Source organism: Pokkaliibacter sp. CJK22405 (assembly GCF_046614695.1).
Taxonomy (GTDB): Bacteria; Pseudomonadota; Gammaproteobacteria; order Pseudomonadales; family Balneatricaceae; genus Pokkaliibacter.
Genome location: NZ_JBKKHQ010000013.1, coordinates 143,247 through 160,514, shown reverse-complemented (window position 1 = coordinate 160,514; position 17,268 = coordinate 143,247). Strand labels below are relative to the sequence as shown.

The following is a 17,268-nucleotide window of genomic DNA, read 5'->3' as shown; positions in this document are numbered from 1 at the left end:
CGCTGCCGCCCCACCGGTTCTGACGCCGGAGGAGTTTTTATGAGTCTTTCAGAACACGACATCGAGCATTTGCGCGAGCATATTGCTCACTATCCGCACAAGCGGGCGGGGGCGATTTACTGCCTGTACTACGTGCAGGACAAGTACGGTTATATCCCCCGTGACAGCCTGGACGAAGTGTCCGAGCTGACCGATCTCTCACCCACTCAGCTGGATGAGTTGATTACCTTTTACACCTTGCTGCGCCGCCGTCCGGTCGGTCGCCGCCTGATCCGTATCTGCGACAGCATCTCCTGCTACACCCGTGGTGCTGAGCAGGTACTGGCCGCAGCCAAAGAAGCGGCAGGCGTTGAATTCGGTGATATTTCTGCCGATGGCGCCGTGACCGTGCTGCCCAGCATTTGTCTGGGTCTTTGTGACCGTGCCCCTGCGGGCCTTGTCGATGACAAAGAAGATCTGGGCGAGCTGACCCCGGAGAAAATCCGCGATCTGATCTGCAAGTACGCCGCTGAAACCCTGAGCGAAAAAGAAGCCGGGTCCCAGCAGATTCTTGCCGTACTGAAGAATGCGGACTGAGGAGGCAGCCATGGAAAAAGTATTATCCCGTAACTTCCATTACCTCGAGGAACACGGCGAGGTAATGAGTCTTGAGGCCTACCGCGCAGCGGGTGGCTATGACAGCCTGAATTCCATCTTTGGCCGCGACCGCGAAGAAATGGTCCAGAGCCTGCGTGCCTCCGGCCTTCGTGGCTGTGGTGGCGCCGGTTTCTCCACCGGTTTGAAGTGGAGCTTTCTGGCGAAAGATGCACCTCGCCCGGTGTATCTGGTGGTGAATCTCGATGAGTCCGAACCCGGTTCCTGTAAGGACCGTCAGGTGCTGTACCGTGACCCGCACACCATCGTGGAAGGGGTGATTGCCTCTTCTTACATCATCGGTGCCGACAAAGCCTTCGTCTTTATCCGCGGTGAATACAAGGTCGGCGCAGCCAAGCTGGAAAAAGCCGTGCAGGAAGCCCGCGATGCCGGTCTTCTGGGTGATGACATTCTCGGCTCTGGCTTCTCGCTGGATATCGACGTGCACTTGAGTGCGGGTCGTTACATCTGCGGTGAAGAGACTGCGCTGCTGAACGCGCTGGAAGGCTACCGTGCAAACCCGCGCTCCAAGCCGCCATTCCCGGCGGTGAAAGGTCTGTGGGGCCAGCCCACCATCGTTAACAACATGGAAACCGTCTGCCACGTGCCTTTTGTGATGCACAAGGGTGTGGAGTGGTTCCAGAATCAGGGCATGAACGGCGGTACCGGTACTCACCTGTTCCAGGTCTCTGGCCCGGTGAAAAATCCCGGTGTGTTCGAGCTGCCAATGGGCGTGACCGCCCGTGAGCTGATTTACGATCACGCCGGTGGCCTGCTGGATGGCCGTGAGCTGGTGGCTTTCCAGCCGGGTGGCTCTTCCACCCCCTTTATGACGCCGGATCAGCTTGATACACCCATGACCTTTGATGCGGTGGCGAAGATCGGCTCGCGCCTCGGTACCGGCGGCATCATCATCATGGATGACTCCATCTGCCCGCTGAAGTACACCCGCAACCTGATCGAGTTCTATGCTCGTGAGTCCTGCGGCTTCTGTACCCCTTGCCGTGATGGCCTGCCGTATCTGGTGCACCTGTTCGATAAGTTCGAGCAAGGCACCGCGACTGAAGCCGACCACAAGACCATTCTCGAACTGTGCGGCCTGATCGGCCCGAACACCCACTGTGCGCTGGCGCCAGGGGCTGTGATGCCGGTGCAATCGGCACTGACCCTGTTCGATGATGAATTCAAAAAGCATATCGCCGCCAAAGGCTGTAGCTACGCGCCCACCTCTGCCGCAGGTGCCGTGAATGTCGCTGCTGCGGGCGTCGCCGGAGGACACCACTGATGGGAACCCTCTATATCGATGATCAGCCGGTTGAATTCCAGCCCGGCGACAACGTGTTGGATGCCGCGCAGCGTGCCAACATCGAAGTGCCTTACTTCTGCTACCACCCGGCGCTGGGTGCGGTGGGTTCCTGCCGCGTCTGTGCGATGGAAACCGTGCCGAGTCGTGAAGGCGAGCAGCCACGTACCGTCATGACCTGTACCCTGAAAGCACAGGATGGCATGCGCTTTAAGTTCGCCCAGAGCGACAAGGCGCCCGGCGTGTCGAAAACCATGGTCGAGTTCTACATGACCCGTCACCCGAACGACTGTCCGGTCTGTGATGAAGGCGGCGACTGCCACCTGCAGAACATGACCGTGGAAGTCGGCCATGCCTACCGTCGTTTCGATGGCCAGAAGAAAACCTACCCCAACCAGCAGCTTGGCCCGCTGGTGTGGAATACCGCGAACCGCTGCATCACCTGTTACCGCTGTGTGCGTTTCTATCAGGATTACGCGCTGGGTAACGACTTCGGCGCCATGGGTTCGCGTAACAACGTGCTGTTCCGCCGTATCGACGATGGCGCCTTCGACAGCCCCTTCGCCGGTAACATCATCACTGTTTGCCCGACCGGCACCTTTACTGACAAGGTTTTCCGCCGCAAATATTCCCGTACCTGGATGCTGAAAAAGAGCAGCTCCATTTGCGGCCATTGCAGCGTGGGCTGTCATGTGGAACCGGGTGCCCGCGCAGGTTCATTGCGTCGCATCGTGCCGGAAGAAAACGGCGCGGTGAATGCGCACTTTATCTGTGACCGTGGTCGCTACGCGCCACACGCCTCCGAAGCGACGGATCGTCCTTTGCAGGTGCTGGTCGGTGGTCAGCCACGTGAAGGCAAACCCTTCGATGTACTCAAAGAAGCCATGAACGTCAGTGGTGTGCGTTGGGGTGTGCTGGGTTCCGGTCGTGAAGATCTGGTGACGAACCTCACGCTGGCACAGCTGGCCGATAGCCTGAAAGCGCCGTTCAGCGCCTTTGGTGATGGCGTCGTTGAAGGTCGCGTGAAAACGGCGGTGAACCTGAGTGGTAATGCGCCCAGCCTGAGGGATATCGAAGCGGCAGACTGCATCGTTGTGGTCGGTGAGCTGACCGAGCATGCCCCCATGATGGAGCTGGCCGTGCGTCAGGCTCTGAAAGGCGGTGTGCCGGTACTGATGATTCATGCTGCGCCATCGCTGCTGGCAGAGCTGACCCGCACCCAGCCAAGCCTGAGTGCGCAGCGTCAGACGCCTTCCCGTTGGGCTGATCTGCTGCAAAAACTGATCTCTGAACTGCCTTCTGCTGAAGCCAATAGCTGGAGTGCGCTGCTGAAAAATGCTGCCAACCCTGTGCTGTTGGGGGTTGCCGAGCTGATGCCGGTCACCGCCATCAAGGCGTTGGGCGAACTGGCAGCGGCCATGGGCGAGAACACCAAACTGGGCTTTGCGCTGCCGGAGGCGAACAGTGCCGGTGTGGCGCGTATCAGCCCTGCCGGAAGTGCCGATGCACTGCTGGAAGCGGTTGAGCAGGGACAGGTCAATGCCCTGCTGGTGGTCGGTCATGACCCCATGAGCGGCTGGCAGGGTGCGCGCTGGAGCGCAGCCCTCAAGCAAGTTCAGCATCTGATTGTGGTGGATCATATCCACAGCGCCACCGTTCAGGCGGCCACTGTGGTGATTCCTTCTGCGGCGGTCAGTGAGCGCAATGGTCTTTTCATCAACTATGAAGGCCGTGTGCAGAATTTCGCCAAAGCCTATACCCGTAATGAAACCGTACTGCTGCAGGATGAACTGGTGAATCTGCTGGATAGCACCGCGCGTTCTGCCATGCAGTCACAGCTGCAGTCGCTGATGCCTGCGAGCAAGGATGCACGCCTGCCCGCACCGGGTCTGACCATCGCCAGCCGTCTGCCGCTGGTGCCTGGCGACAGCACCTCACTGGTACTCAGTGCCTGGCACGGTGAAGATGAGGTCGCGCTCTACAGCAAGGAGCTGGCATCGCTGCTACCCCATGACGAAGTGGCGATTCACCCTGACTATGCCAGGTCCCTCGGCCTGACGCTGGATAAACACAGCCGTCTGACCCTGAGCAGCAATGGCAAGCAGCTGACCCTGCCGGTACGTCTGGTGAAATTCATGGCCGAAGGCTGTGTGGGTATTTCCCGTCGCGCCTTTGGTGAGCTGGCCAGCCGTCCGGGTCTGGGTATCACCCTGACGCAAGCCATGAAACTGGCGGAAGCGGATAGCGTGACGGATCCTGCCGTACAGCAGTTCACCCCCGGTACCAGCAGCCATGGAGGAGCGAGTCTATGAGCGCATGGATTTACTGGCCCCTGATCCTGATTGCCATGGTGGTGGTGATTCTGGGCCTGATTCTGGCGGCCGGTTTTACCGTCTTCGGTGAGCGCCGTATTCTTGGCCTTCTGCAGAACCGCTACGGCCCCAACCAGGCCGGGCCTTTCGGTTTGCTGCAGGCGATTGCCGATGCGGTCAAACTGCTGACCAAGGAATACTTCCTGCCGGGCTTCGTTGACCAGAAACTCTACAAGCTGGCGCCCGTGCTGGTCGTTGTGACCGTGCTCCTGAGCTTTGTGGTCGTGCCGATCGGCAAGGGCATCAGCTTTGCCGCCGAATTCAACGTCGGTTTGCTGTTTATCCTCGGCTTAAGCTCGCTGCACGTGTACGGCATCTTCCTGGGTGGCTGGTCGTCCAGCACCAAGTACACGGTACTTGGCTCCATCCGTACCATCGCCCAGCTGATCAGCTATGAGTTGGCCATGGGCGTGGCGCTGCTGGGTGTGGTGCTGCTGGCCGGCTCCTTCAGCCTCGAAGACATCGTGCTGCAGCAGCACATTGCCTACATCTTCCTGCAGCCGCTGGGCTTTATCGTGTTCTTTATTGCCGGTATTGCCGAGACCAACCGTCTGCCCTTTGACTTGCCCGAAGCTGAAAACGAGCTGGCGGCCGGTTTCAACACCGAGTACGGCGGCATGCCATTCGCCATGTTCTTCCTCGGTGAATACCTCGGCATCATCTTTATCTCCTGCCTGACCACTACCCTGTATCTGGGCGGCTGGCATGGCCCCTGGGCAGAGACCTACCCGATTGTCGGTGTGGTCTGGTTTGCCCTGAAAACCCTGGCGCTGCTGTTCTTCTTTATCTGGATGCGCGCCAGTGTGCCTCGTGTGCGCTGGGATCAGCTGATGAACTTCGGCTGGAAATACCTGCTGCCACTGGGCCTGGTCAACATCATTGGCACCGCGCTGGTCGCGGCGATCTGGATGTAAACCATGGGGTTCACGACGGAATTACCCTTTACTGACCTGTCAGGCGGCGCACAGCGTCGCCGTCCGGTTCTGACCGGAAAAGACGGGCGCTGGAGTTCATCATGAAAAACCTGAAACACTGGGTCGGCGAGATCACCGGTGCGTTCAAGACGACGCTGAAACACGCGTTTGAAGAGCGTGACACGGTGTGCTATCCCGCCGAAAAACCCGATCTGCCTGAGCGCTGGCGCGGTCGTCTGATCCTGACCGTGACCCCGGAAGGTGAAGAGCGCTGCGTGGCCTGTTACCTCTGTTCGTCGGTCTGTCCGTCCAACGCCATCACCATTCAGGGTGCTGAGCGTGAGGATGACGAGCGCCGCTACGCCGAGAAGTTCGAGATCGACTTCACCCGCTGCATTTTCTGCGGGATGTGCGAAGAGGCCTGTCCGACCCGTGCGATCCAGACCACCAATGACTTTGAAATGGGTGCCAGCTCCCGCGCGGAACTGGTCTATGACAAGTCACGGTTGCTGGAGAACCACACCGGCAAGTACCCGGAGTTTGATTATTTCAAAAACGCCGGGGTTCCCATTCGTGGCAAGGACGTAGGCGAGGGTGCGAACGAAAAGCCCCCGGTCGACGTCTACACGCTACTGCCCTGAGGAGGAGACATCCATGTTGCTGTGGCAAATCGTCTTCTGGCTGGCACTGGCCGTTGCAGTCATCTGCGCGGGCAGTCTGCTGTTTGTCAGAAAGCCCATGCATGGCGCGGTCTACCTGACCTCGTCGATGGTGGCGCTGGCGCTGGTGTTCTATCTCCTGGGCGCGCCCTTTATCGCAATGATGCAGCTGATTCTCTACGTCGGCGCCATCATGGTGTTGTTTGTTTTCGTGATCATGCTCAGCCCCGTACAGGAAACCTTTCCCTTTGATGGCGCTGACAAGAGCCTGTGGCCCGGTCTGATTCTGCTGGCGGTGCTGCTGGTTGAACTGGCTCTGGTGCTGTTTGGTGGTGTCGATGTGAATATGGTTGATCCACACATGGTCAACTCCAAAGAGGTCGGTGAACTGCTGTTTGGTCACTACAAACTGGCCGTTGAAGCGGTCTCCACACTGCTGCTGGCGGCGCTGGTGGGAGTGCTGTACTTCGCCCGTCATCTTCAGCATGACCAGCAGGCGCAGGTGGAAAACGCCCATGCCAATGCGCTGAAGAAACCCGTCAGCCAAGGAGGCCAGGCGTGAATCTGATAGCCATTTTGTTTGTCTCCTTTCTGCTGTTCGGCCTCGGTGTCGCCATCGTGCTGGTGCGCCGTCAGATGCTGTTCATCCTCATGGGGATTGAAGTCATGACCAACGGCGCCGTACTGGCCGCTGTCGCTGCTGGCCAGTACTGGCACAGTGCCGATGGCCAGGTACTGAGCCTGTTCATGATGCTGGTGGCCGGTAGTGAGCTGGCGATCACCCTGTTGCTGGCGATGATGAGCTACCGTTACCTCAAGGTCAGCCGCATCGATCAGCTCAATCAACTGCAGGACTCCCTCGAACAGAAGGAGCGTCTGCTATGAGTGATGCCCTGATGAATCTGCCGATGATGCACTCGCTGCTGTGGATGATTCCCTGCGCGCCATTACTGGGTGCGCTACTGATTATCCTGCTGGAGGGTTTACCCACCCGTGTTTACGGCGTGATCGCCACGCTGATGGTGCTGGTCTCTGCGGTGCTGGTGGCCCTGTTGTGGCTGAGCGGTAACTGGGATATGCCGGTACAGCAAGCTTACACCTGGATGCATATCGGCAACTGGAACCTGCATGTCGGCTTCCGTGTTGATCGCTTCACCCTGGTCATGGCTTCGGTCAGTGCCTGGGTCGGTTTGCTGATCCACCTGTTCTCGACCCAGTACATGCGCCATGACTTTGGTGAGCGTCGCTACTTTGCCTACCTCAACCTGTTCGTGGGCGGCATGCTGCTGTTCATTACTGCGGATAACCTGATCCTGCTGTACGCCGGTTGGGAAATCATGGGTCTGTGCTCCTACGCACTGGTGTCCCATTACTACGGTAAAGAGCAGAACGTCTATGCCGGTCGCAAGGCCTTCGTCACCACCCGTATTGGTGATACGGCGCTGGCCATCGGTATCTTCCTGTGCTTTATGCAGTTTCAGAGCCTGGATCTGCAGACGATCTTCGATGCCGCGCCTCAGGCGCCCACCGGCATGATCGCAGCGATCTGTATCCTCTTTATGCTGGGGGCTTTTGCCAAGTCAGCGCAGTTCCCGCTGCATGTGTGGTTGCCTGATGCGATGGCCGGCCCGTCAACGGTCTCGGCACTGATTCACGCAGCGACCATGATCACCGCCGGTGTCTACCTGATTGCCCGTACCCATGTGCTGTTTGACTTGGTGCCGGATGTGCGCTGGTGGGTGGCACTGGTCGGTGCCTTCACCGCCTTGTATGCCTCCGTGAGCGCGCTCGGCCAGAACGACATCAAACGCATTCTGGCGTACTCCACCATCAGTCAGATCGGCTACATGTTTGCTGCGCTGGGTGTCGGTGCCTACTCACTGGCGCTGTTCCATCTGGCGGTGCATGCCTGCTTTAAGGCGCTGATGTTCATGAGCTCCGGTGTCATCATCGAGGCCTATCATCATGATCATGACATCCGCAACATGGGCGGCCTGCACAAGAAGCAGAAGTTCCTGAGCTATGCCTATCTGGCCGGAAGTCTGGCACTGGCGGCGCTGCCGCTGGTGACCGCAAGCTTCTACAGTAAGGATGCCATCATTGCTGCGACCTTTACTGCGCCACACGGTGCCTTCCTTGCTGGCCTGGGTCTGGTGGGGGCACTGCTGACCGGTATCTACTCCATGCGTATGTACTTCCTGGTGTTCACCGGCAAGCCACGTACTGAAATCCATGACTACAAAATGACCTGGGCGATGAAGCTGCCACTGGGCCTGCTGGCCATCGGCAGTATCTGTCTTGGCTTTATTCAGCTGCCTGACAGCTGGGACTTCGGCCCGCATCTGCTGCTGCCTTGGCTTGAGCCTGTGCTTAGCAGCGTGGCGCTGCCAGAAGGTCATGCAGGCGAGTTGCTGGAACTGCTCGGTGCGCTGGCCGCAGTGGTGGGTATTCTGGTGGCCTGGCCGCTGTCCAAGTCCGAGGCCCGTACCGGTCGTGGTCTGGGCAGCCTTGGCTTCCTGACCCGTGCCCTCTATATCGACGATCTTGCCAAAGTGCTGATTATCGCACCCTTCAACGGTCTCTGTGCGGTAGTGGGGCTGCTGGTCGATGGGCTGCTGCTGAACGGTATTCTGGTGCACGGTGTGCGCAGGGTCATGCTTTGTGGCAGTGCGCTTGCCAGTCGGGCCCAGGGACAGACGATCAGCCGTTATGTGCAGGTACTGATTATTGGCGTGGTGCTGCTGATTGCACTGCTGGTGTTCAGTAACGCTGTCATCAGCGGTTAAGGAAGGAGCGGGAAATGCTTAACGTTGTGATTTATCTCCCCCTCCTGGCAGCACTGGCCATCTGGCTTGGCTGCCGCGGCAAGGGGAATCTTGCCCGCTCGCTGACGCTGGCGGTGACGTCCATTGAAACCCTGGTGCTCTTTGGTCTGGCCCTTGGCGGCAAGCCTTTGTCACTGGATGTACTCTGGGTGCCGCAATATGGCATCCACTACCACCTGCAATTGCACGGACTGGGTCTGGTGCTGGCGGCACTGAGTGGTGCGCTGGCGGTGATTGCCATTCTGGTGGGCTGGAAACGTATCGAGCGCTGGGAAGCTTTTGGCCCGCTGATGCTCGGTACCCTGAGCGGCATGCTTGGCCTGTTCGCGGCCTATGACCTGATCCTGTTCTACGTGTTCTGGGAACTGATGCTGATCCCCATGTATTTCATGCTGTCCTTCTGGGGCGAGCGTGATTCACGGGTGGCAGCGACACGCTTCATGCTGGTGACGGTGACCGCCTCTTTGCTGATGCTGGTGGCGTTGATTCTGCTGTTTATCGTTCACGGCTCCCAGACCGGTGTGTACACCTTTGACTATGGTCAGCTGGTGCAGACGCCACTGCGCGGTACTTCGTCGATTGTGTGGCTGGTGCTTTGTGGGCTGCTGGTGGGTTTCGGTGTCAAAGTGCCGATGTTCCCACTGCATTTCTGGGCACCTCTGGCCTATCGCAAGGGTGATCCCAGCGCCATCATCATGCTTTCCGGCGCGATGGCTAACGCGGGTATCTACGGTCTTTGGCGTTTCACCATGCCGCTGATGCCGGATGTCACCGAAGCCTTCGCCACCTGTGGCATGGCGATTGGTGCTATCGGCACGATCTACGGTGCCTTGCAGGCGATTCGTCAGACCGACCTTCGTGGTGTTATTGCCTGGTCCAGTATCAGCCACATGAACATCGCCGTTCTGGCGCTGTTTGCCTGGCAGACACAGGCGTTGAACGGCATGGCGCTGCAGCTGATCGCGCACGGTCTGTCCGTTACCGGCCTGTTTGCGATTGCGGCGCTGCTGCTGGATCGCGGTCTTGACGGTGAGTACGCCAATGTCGGCGGTCTCTATCGTCAGATGCCCAAGCTGTCCATGTGCTTTCTGTTCTTCATCGTTGCCACTGTCGGTATGCCGGGCCTGGCCAACTTCGCAGGCGAAGCACTGATTCTGGCCGGTGCCATCAGCCGTCATATTGGCTGGGGTAGCGTGGCTGCCGTGACCATTTTGCTGTCGGTAATCTACGGCGTGAAAGTCTATGGTCGTGTCATGTTGGGCGGTGATAACCCGCGCATCAGTCAGCCACTGCCGGATCTGGCCGTGCGTGAAAAAGCGGCGCTTAGCCTGCTGATTATTGCGGTGCTGGTGGTTGGTTTGCTGCCACAGCTGATGATTGATGCTATCCACTTGCCGGGCGCGGATATGATTGCCAGCGCCCTGCACCTGATGACCGGGGGTGTGTATGCCGCCAATTGATTTTTACCCCGTCCTTGCGCCCGCGCTGGCGGGCATCGGTGGCCTGATTGTTCTTCTGATCGGCGTCTGGCCTGGTGCACGCAATGCAGCTACTGCCGCCTTTTACGGCAGTATCACGCTGCTACTGGCGGCCATTGCGGTACTGCTGATTCCTCATGGCTCTGCCACGGTCGAGAACTTCATTACGCTGGACCCGGTGACCCGTCACGGCTGGCTGCTGTTTGCCGCCGGTGGTGTGGCGACCTTGCTGCTGGCATGGCGTGATCAGCAGCTGAGCGGTGAAGTCGATGAAATGTTCTGCTCGCTGGTGCTGTTTGCGGTGACCGGAACCTTCATCCTCTCTGCGGCAAGCAACCTGCTGGCAGCCTTCCTCGGCATGGAACTCACCGCGCTGTCGGTGATGGCGATGATCGCCTGGCAGCCCAAGCGTCGCGGTGCCATTGAGGCCGGCTTTAAGTATGCAGTGACCTCCACTGTTGCGGGCGCCATCATGCTGTTCGGTATCATTCTGATGTATGCCGGTAGTGGCACGCTCTATATCGACGGTATTGTCGATGCCATCAACATGCCACGCGCCAACGAAACCCTGGTGATCGTCGGTCTCGGCATGCTGCTGGTGGGGATCGGTTTTGAACTGGCCGTTGCGCCATTCCATTGCTGGCTGGCCGATGTCTTTGAAGGCTCAACCTCGCCGGTCACCGCCTTTATTGCTGCCGTGGGCAAGATCGCGATGCTGCTGTTTGCATTGAATCTGGCCTCGCAGCTGGCGGATATCTGGCCTGCTGTTCAGCCGATTATTGTCGGCATGGTGGTGCTGAGTGTGGTCTGGGGTAACCTCGCGGCCATGCGTCAGCGCAACTTCAAGCGCCTCCTGGCATACTCCTCCGTCGCGCATTTTGGTTACGTCCTGCTGGCGCTATCTGCCATCAGCAGTGACCTGGATGCCAATGCCGATCTGCTCCAGTCTGCCGCGTTTTACGGTCTGACCTATGCGGTGATGAATCTGGTGTGCTTTGGTGTGATCGGCCTGCTGGCGGGAATTAACCCGACTGCCGATCTAGAGGGCTACCGTGGTGTTGGCCGTCGTTATCCACTGATCGGTGTTGCACTGGCCGTGGCGGTGTTGTCACTGGCGGGCATTCCTCCGACTGCGGGCTTCTTCGCCAAGCTGTTTATCTTTACTCAGGCGCTGAGTGAAGGTCAGCTGGGTCTGGTGGTGGTTGCCACCCTGGCAGCGGCAAGCTCCTTGTTCTACTACCTGCGTGTGCTGCTGGTGTTCTTCTCGGCACCGGCGAAAACACTGCCCACCGACATTCTGCTGGAATCCGATGAAGCCACCCTGGCGGGCCCTTCACTGGTGATTGCTCTGGGTGCGGGTGCGACGGTGCTGATCGGCCTGTGTGCCGGTGTGGTACTGCAGCTGATCTAAGGCTGCGCGCAAGGTTTCGGTTAAGCCTGTGAATGAAGGCGAAAGCCCATCCAATGGATGGGCTTTTTTTATGATTGAATCAGATGGCTTGTTACACGATGGAGATCGCGCAGGCCGCTTATGATGAGTCTCTCGCTGAGGTCGAACGGCCAGCCTAATCGTTCCACCAGGCAGCATCAGCGCTTACTTTTTCGTGGTGGAGTGCGTGTCGTTGTATTCCTTGAAGGCTTTCTGGGTGCAGGCACCGCGTTCCTTGCTGGTGGTGTATTCGGCTTTGCAGCGCTGCATGGCGGCTTTCATATAGTCGCTTCGGGCTTTATCGGCGAAGGACAGGGCAGGGGCGATCAATAGCAAAGCACAGATCATGGCTTTCATAACAACATTCCTTGTGAGTTAAATCCAACAGGCTGCAGATCATGCCAGAGGCCGCACTCCTGGGGAATGGGAGAGCGGCGATGTGGCTGAGACAATCATCCTTGCTGTATGTGGCCGTAGCCGTTGCGCCTTAGGGCTGATAAAGCCGGGGGCGGGGAAACTGCTGCTGGGCTTCGCTGTGGATGCGCTCTTTTTCCCGCAGCTCTTCGGTCGGCAAACGGTCAAAGTTACGCGGCGCCTTGCCCGGTGCCTGATAGAACTGCAAGGTGTTGCGCTCACGGTCGTTGTACTGAACATCGTAAATACCCATGCCCTTGCGAATATCCTCGCTCAGCTTTTGCGGGTACTTGTTCATTTTGCGTTCCTTGAAGAAGCCGCTTTCGTACTCTTCGACCACGCTTTTCATATCGCGCTTGTTCAGCACTTCATCCAGATAGGAAGAGGGTGTCTGGTGGGTGACAGAATGTACCGTCGGAATGTCATCAATAAAGAGACCATGCTCCAGGGTATGGGCGGCAGGGCGCATGCCCCAGCCATCGGCGATCACACAACCCAGACCGGTTTCAGCGCGCGGGTCGCCCAGCAGCAGGGCTTCATGGGTAAACCAGGTGATGCGGGTCAGAGGAATATTGGGATGATTAGTCCCTTCCGTGCGGTTTTGCTGCTGACGGTCGGTGTTCACGGCTGAGGCGATATACTCGGCAAAGTGCTCAAGTTCGCTGCCATTTCCGGCAAACAGGCCATGCTTAAGCATGTTGCCTTCGAGATGATGCTTACGCGACAGCTCCACCCGGTAATGGGAATAACCGCCGGAGGCATAAATGCTGTCGAGCTGGTTACCCTTTTCGCAGAGGCGATCAATGGTCTTGCCGATGGCATCGGCAATATTGAGCCGCTCCATGATCTTGTCGTCCACCTGGGTCACATGGGTCCACTGGGTGTTGGGTTTGGTACAGCTGATGTCACCCAGAGAATCACTATGGCCAAAGGTGCTGTAGTGGTTCAGGTGGGCGCGCAGGGTATCTACCATCTCTTCGCCTCCGTGGTGGTAGCTCAGGTGAATAATCGGTTAGGTATTAGCTAACCCGCATTTTGAAAATGCCGGGGTAATGCTGTTCTGCCGCCCGGTGGTCAGCGTCTTTTTGCGCGACCTCGTCGCTGGGCAGCATGTCGTAAATACGTGTCGTGCTCTCAGGCGAATGGTAGGCCTGAATCACATTATTCTTGTCAACGTGCTGCACATCCCAGAGAAAGCGACTGCCGTGTTCAAGCTCTCTGTCATGCTGCTTTTCCAGTTTGCGCATCTTGCGATCAACAAAGAACCGGCCTTCGGTATGCTTGACGATATCGCGCAGCTCAAAGCGAAGGATCTGTTTATCCAGATACGCACTGGTTTCCTGTTGAGTGGAGGAAAGTACCCGGGGAGATCCAAACAGCGAGTGATTCAGTGTCTGGGCGGCCGGTTTCATTACCCAGCCATCGGCAATCGCCACTTCCTTACTGGACTTTTCCCGAGGGTCGCCAATAAGCAGCGCGATATGGTCGGGCCAATCGGCAATGGTCACAGGGTAGGCCTGCTTGCCCTGACGCAGCCGCTCGGTGTTCAGGGCGGCCACAATATGTTCGCTGAACTCCATCAGCTCATGGCAGTTTCCGCGGAACATGCCATTACGCAGCATGTCGCCACGAATGCTTTTGCTGCGCATCAGATCAAGCACATAGGCCGAGCCGGTTTTACTGGTGTAAACGCTGTCGAGCTGGTTGCCTTTTTCGCAGAGCTTGTCGACGGTTTTGGCGACGCTATCGGCCAGATTCAGGCGATCAAGGGTCGCGTCCGAGACGGCGTTCACATGAATGTAGCTTTTGGCAGGCTTGGTCAGGGCGACCGCGTCGGCCGGGGCATCCGAATGACCGAACTGCTGATAGGTCGTCAGGGTGTCACGGATGGTGGTCATCGGCCGGGCCTCTAGAGGTGGATTCGTACCGCGTTGGGGTAGAGGCCTTCGGCGGCCTTGCTGGTGGCTTCTTTTTCTTCCAGCTGCTGACGCGGCATGTAGTCAAAATTGATAGGGCCCTGAGAATCCGACGAGTAATAGGTGCGCCGGTGATTCTGCTGATCAATCCACTGAGCATCCCAGAGTAGAGGCTTGCCGGCCGTCTCTTTGGGATTCTTCACGATGTTTAGCTCTTTCAGATTGTCCTTATCCAGGTTCTTCAACCGGGTTTCGACGAAATGCTTGCTCTTGTGCATCTGAAACAGGGTTTTGGTGTCGAGGGTTTCTTTGCTCTTGTCCAGATAGTAGCGGCTCTCACTGACCGTGGAGGACGAGACGTCTCTGGGCGTGTGTTGTAAACCACTCTCTTCAAAGGTTTGCGCCGCAGGGCGCATGACCCAGCCATCGACCAGCACCACCTCATTCAAAGGCTGCATACGCGGATCACCGATCAGAGAGCTGGTGTGGTCCATACTCGGCCAGGACACTCGGGTCACCGGCAGGGTCGCAAAGTGAGTACCGGTGGCACGACGGTCATCGCTGATGGCCGCCAGAATATGCTCAGCCAGATCGCGCAGATCCTGACAGTTCCCCGTCCAGAAGTGGTTGCGCACCATATCGCCATCCAGCGGCGTATTGGCGTTGTTCAACAGCCAGGTACGCAGCATCGAATCACGCTCAGTAGCGTAGATGCTGTCGACCTGATTGCCTTTATCGCACAATTTGTCGATGGTTTTGGCGACGCTGTTGCCGATCTTCAGCCACTCCATCGTTCGCTCGGGCACATGGCTCTGACAGACGATAAAGTGCTCCGGTTTACTGGAGGCGACCGCCAGCGGCGATGCCTCAGAGTGCCCGAATTGATCGTACAGCTTGATGGTATTGCGAATGCTCGTAGTCATACGCATTCAGTGTCATCTGGTGGAATTCGGTTCCGCCCATAACGGTAATAAAGGCTAATCCTGCCCAAGCTGTCAGTCAGAACAGCCTCTGCCATGATCTGGCGCAGGTTTCTGTTATTTGTCTCAGCAATAACCGCCAACAAGTTCAGGCCATGGTGGTTATTTTTCCCCGCTTTTAGGCTTCGTCGTGTGTTGGATCACCACTGACGGAGAACTCCCTATGACATCCATTCAATGGCCCGCCGGTTATGTGCCGGGCTTTAGCGATAATTTTTGCTCCAACGAAGTGATCGTGGCGAATCTGTCCATCGACAAGGTCTGGGCGCTGCTGGTCACCCCCGCCGAGTGGTCTGGTTACTACGCCAACTCCGCCCACCCACGGTTTTATGAGGAGCGCGGCCCGATGCTGGCGCTGGGGGATCGTTTCTACTTTGAGACCTTCGGCTTCCCGGTCGAGGCTGAGGTGGTGGAATACATCGCACCGGTGGCCGGACAGGCAGGGCGAGTCGCCTGGCACGGTTGGGCTGGTGAAGGTGCGGAGCGTCTGAATGTCCACCATGCCTGGATTGTCGAGGAGCTGTCGGCCAACCGGTTACGTATTCTCACTCAGGAAACCCAACAGGGTGAACCCGCCAAAGCGCTGGCAGCGACGGTGCCGAACCCCATGATCAATGGGCATCAGGAGTGGCTTGATGGGTTGGTGAGCGCCGCCCGCGCCTGATAGCCGCCTCTTTAGCGCGAGCTTTCTTATCTCAGTGCTCTCTCAGCTACCTCAGCTAAAGATCAGGAGACGATGATGTCTGCCCCTCATGTTTTGATGATTCTGACGTCCCACAAGGCGTTCTCCCAGGCCGATGACGCGGCCGCGACCGGCGTCTGGTTTGAGGAACTTACCGCACCTTATTACCTGTTTCAGGAGGCCGGAGTGAACGTGACGCTGGCCTCAATTCAAGGTGGTGAAGTGCCCATTGACCCGCATTCTCTGGATGACAGCCCAAGCGTTCTGCGTTTTCAGGCGGATACAGCGGCGATGCAGGCATTATCGAATTCACTCTGCATTGATGCGTTGAAGGCGCAGGATTACGACGCGATTTTCCTGCCGGGCGGCCATGGCACGATGTGGGATTGTGCGACCTCGACCACGCTGGCAGCGCTACTCACTGAGGCTTGGGCGCAGGGCAAAATACTGGGGGCTGTCTGTCACGGTCCGGCGGGGTTGTTGAACGTGAAGGATACCTTGGATCAGCCATTGGTGGCGGGGCGACGCATCAGCGCCTTTACCAACACCGAGGAAGCGTTGGCCGGAAAAACCGGGCAGGTGCCTTTCCTGCTGGAAACCGCCCTGAAAGAGCAGGGGGCGCTGCATGAACGCACCAGCGACTTCGCTCCCCTGGCCGTCGTGGATGGTTTGCTGGTGACCGGACAAAATCCAGCGTCATCGGCGCCGGTGGCTGAGGCGATGCTGGCATTACTGAATCAGGCGTCCTGATCATCCACCACGTGGCTGAGCTGACTGATCACTCGTTGCAGTCGGCGCGGTAGCGGCCATTCGGAGCGGTAGATCAGCCATTGCTTGTCGACCACCGGATGCGCCGCGGTGATCACCTGAATATCCTGCTGGCGGGCGAAGGCCTGCCGGGCCAGACGCGGCATGACGGTAAACCCAAAGCCTCGGGCCACCGGCTCAAGAATCAGGCTGATCTGGTTGGTAAAGCCGGTGATGGGCAGGCTTTGGAAACCGGGGTTGCCGGGGAATTGTCGGGCCAGTAAGCGCGTGGCCATGGCGCGGCCATCAGGGTGATCAATAAAGCCCAGCGCTTCCAGATCGTCCCAGCCTTTTACCCTGGCGTTGGCCGGCACAATCAGCTCCAGCTCTTCCTGACAAAAAGGCAGGGCGGTGAGACGGGCATCATCGGGCTTGTAGGTGATGATGCCGAGATCAAAGCGGTTATCCAGCACGGCATCGAGAATTTCCGGGTCCGGCGCGAAACGGTGATGAATGATCAGTTGCGGGTGTTCGGCCTGCATATCCAGCAGCCGCGGATAAAGGCTCAGGCCACAGCTGCCAGGGCTGATAATGCGCGCTTCACCGCACAAAGGGCCGTCTTCCTCATCATCAATCTGCACCTGCAGGCGTCGCGCCGCCGCTTGCATTTCCCGGGCATAACCGAGTAACGCCTGACCGGCCGGTGTCAGTTCGAGCTTGCGCGGCTGGCGGATCAGCAGCGGCCCCAGCTGTTCTTCCAGATGGCGAATATGCTGGCTGACCGAGGCCTGAGTGAGGTCCAGCACCTCCGCTGCGCGGGTGAAACTGCCTTCTTCCACCAGAATCGAGAAGCTGTGGACCCACTGTGAATTCAGCATGGCGTGCTCTTAAGTCGTTGTCAGATAAGGGTTTTGTA

Annotated in this window: 17 protein-coding genes; 12 read left to right on the top strand and 5 right to left on the bottom strand. The window is 58.2% G+C overall.

Annotated features, from left to right (window positions below):
* The first annotated feature begins 39 nt into the window (after positions 1-39).
* The 10 genes from nuoE to ACKC9G_RS09550 all read left to right on the top strand — a co-directional run bounded on the left by nuoE (position 40) and on the right by ACKC9G_RS09550 (position 11,595).
* Positions 40-576 carry an NADH-quinone oxidoreductase subunit NuoE gene (gene nuoE, locus ACKC9G_RS09595; protein WP_411404730.1) on the top strand — a complete coding sequence of 179 codons (537 nt, stop codon included), beginning with the start codon at positions 40-42 and terminating at the stop codon, positions 574-576.
* A gap of 10 nt (positions 577-586) precedes the next feature.
* Positions 587-1,918, top strand: coding sequence for an NADH-quinone oxidoreductase subunit NuoF (nuoF, locus tag ACKC9G_RS09590; protein WP_411404729.1), 1,332 nt, complete (start codon positions 587-589; stop codon positions 1,916-1,918).
* Positions 1,918-4,248, top strand: a complete 2,331-nt coding sequence (locus ACKC9G_RS09585) for a molybdopterin-dependent oxidoreductase (RefSeq protein ID WP_411404728.1) — start codon at positions 1,918-1,920, stop codon at positions 4,246-4,248. Before nuoF ends, ACKC9G_RS09585 begins: the two co-directional genes overlap by 1 nt.
* Positions 4,245-5,222, top strand: a complete 978-nt coding sequence (nuoH, locus tag ACKC9G_RS09580; RefSeq protein WP_411404727.1) for an NADH-quinone oxidoreductase subunit NuoH — start codon at positions 4,245-4,247, stop codon at positions 5,220-5,222. The genes ACKC9G_RS09585 and nuoH overlap by 4 nt, the downstream gene beginning before the upstream one ends.
* Positions 5,223-5,332: 110 nt before the next feature.
* Positions 5,333-5,863, top strand: coding sequence for an NADH-quinone oxidoreductase subunit NuoI (nuoI, locus tag ACKC9G_RS09575; RefSeq protein WP_411405033.1), 531 nt, complete (start codon positions 5,333-5,335; stop codon positions 5,861-5,863).
* Between the two features lie 13 nt (positions 5,864-5,876).
* Positions 5,877-6,443 (top strand): NADH-quinone oxidoreductase subunit J, encoded by a 567-nt coding sequence (locus ACKC9G_RS09570; RefSeq protein ID WP_411404726.1) that lies wholly within the window; start codon positions 5,877-5,879, stop codon positions 6,441-6,443.
* On the top strand, positions 6,440-6,766 hold the full coding sequence (gene nuoK / locus ACKC9G_RS09565; RefSeq protein ID WP_411404725.1) for an NADH-quinone oxidoreductase subunit NuoK: 327 nt from the start codon (positions 6,440-6,442) through the stop codon (positions 6,764-6,766). Before ACKC9G_RS09570 ends, nuoK begins: the two co-directional genes overlap by 4 nt.
* The gene (nuoL, locus tag ACKC9G_RS09560) at positions 6,763-8,667 is read left to right on the top strand and encodes an NADH-quinone oxidoreductase subunit L (protein ID WP_411404724.1); all 1,905 of its coding nucleotides are present in this window, start codon (positions 6,763-6,765) and stop codon (positions 8,665-8,667) included. Before nuoK ends, nuoL begins: the two co-directional genes overlap by 4 nt.
* A gap of 14 nt (positions 8,668-8,681) precedes the next feature.
* A complete protein-coding gene (locus ACKC9G_RS09555; RefSeq protein WP_411404723.1) occupies positions 8,682-10,166 on the top strand; it encodes a complex I subunit 4 family protein in 1,485 nt (494 codons plus the stop codon).
* On the top strand, positions 10,153-11,595 hold the full coding sequence (locus tag ACKC9G_RS09550; protein ID WP_411404722.1) for an NADH-quinone oxidoreductase subunit N: 1,443 nt from the start codon (positions 10,153-10,155) through the stop codon (positions 11,593-11,595). Before ACKC9G_RS09555 ends, ACKC9G_RS09550 begins: the two co-directional genes overlap by 14 nt.
* Before the next feature lie 183 nt (positions 11,596-11,778).
* Here ACKC9G_RS09550 and ACKC9G_RS09545 read toward each other — a convergent pair whose 3' ends face one another.
* The 4 genes from ACKC9G_RS09545 to ACKC9G_RS09530 form a co-directional block, all read right to left on the bottom strand.
* Complete coding sequence (locus ACKC9G_RS09545) at positions 11,779-11,970, bottom strand: hypothetical protein (RefSeq protein ID WP_411404721.1); 192 nt, start codon at positions 11,968-11,970, stop codon at positions 11,779-11,781.
* Positions 11,971-12,100: 130 nt separating this feature from the next.
* Positions 12,101-13,000, bottom strand: coding sequence for a hypothetical protein (locus ACKC9G_RS09540; RefSeq protein WP_411404720.1), 900 nt, complete (start codon positions 12,998-13,000; stop codon positions 12,101-12,103).
* Positions 13,001-13,046: 46 nt separating this feature from the next.
* Positions 13,047-13,925: a hypothetical protein gene (locus ACKC9G_RS09535; protein ID WP_411404719.1), complete on the bottom strand. Its 879-nt coding sequence runs from the start codon at positions 13,923-13,925 to the stop codon at positions 13,047-13,049.
* A gap of 11 nt (positions 13,926-13,936) precedes the next feature.
* Positions 13,937-14,866 carry a hypothetical protein gene (locus tag ACKC9G_RS09530; RefSeq protein WP_411404718.1) on the bottom strand — a complete coding sequence of 310 codons (930 nt, stop codon included), beginning with the start codon at positions 14,864-14,866 and terminating at the stop codon, positions 13,937-13,939.
* Between the two features lie 220 nt (positions 14,867-15,086).
* On the opposite strand from ACKC9G_RS09530, the gene ACKC9G_RS09525 reads away from it, so the two are divergent.
* Positions 15,087-15,587, top strand: a complete 501-nt coding sequence (locus ACKC9G_RS09525) for an SRPBCC domain-containing protein (RefSeq protein WP_411404717.1) — start codon at positions 15,087-15,089, stop codon at positions 15,585-15,587.
* A gap of 75 nt (positions 15,588-15,662) precedes the next feature.
* Positions 15,663-16,355, top strand: a complete 693-nt coding sequence (locus ACKC9G_RS09520) for a type 1 glutamine amidotransferase domain-containing protein (protein WP_411404716.1) — start codon at positions 15,663-15,665, stop codon at positions 16,353-16,355.
* On the opposite strand, the gene ACKC9G_RS09515 is transcribed toward ACKC9G_RS09520, so the two are convergent.
* Positions 16,343-17,230: a LysR family transcriptional regulator gene (locus tag ACKC9G_RS09515; protein ID WP_411404715.1), complete on the bottom strand. Its 888-nt coding sequence runs from the start codon at positions 17,228-17,230 to the stop codon at positions 16,343-16,345. The genes ACKC9G_RS09520 and ACKC9G_RS09515 overlap by 13 nt on opposite strands.
* Positions 17,231-17,268 lie beyond the last annotated feature (38 nt).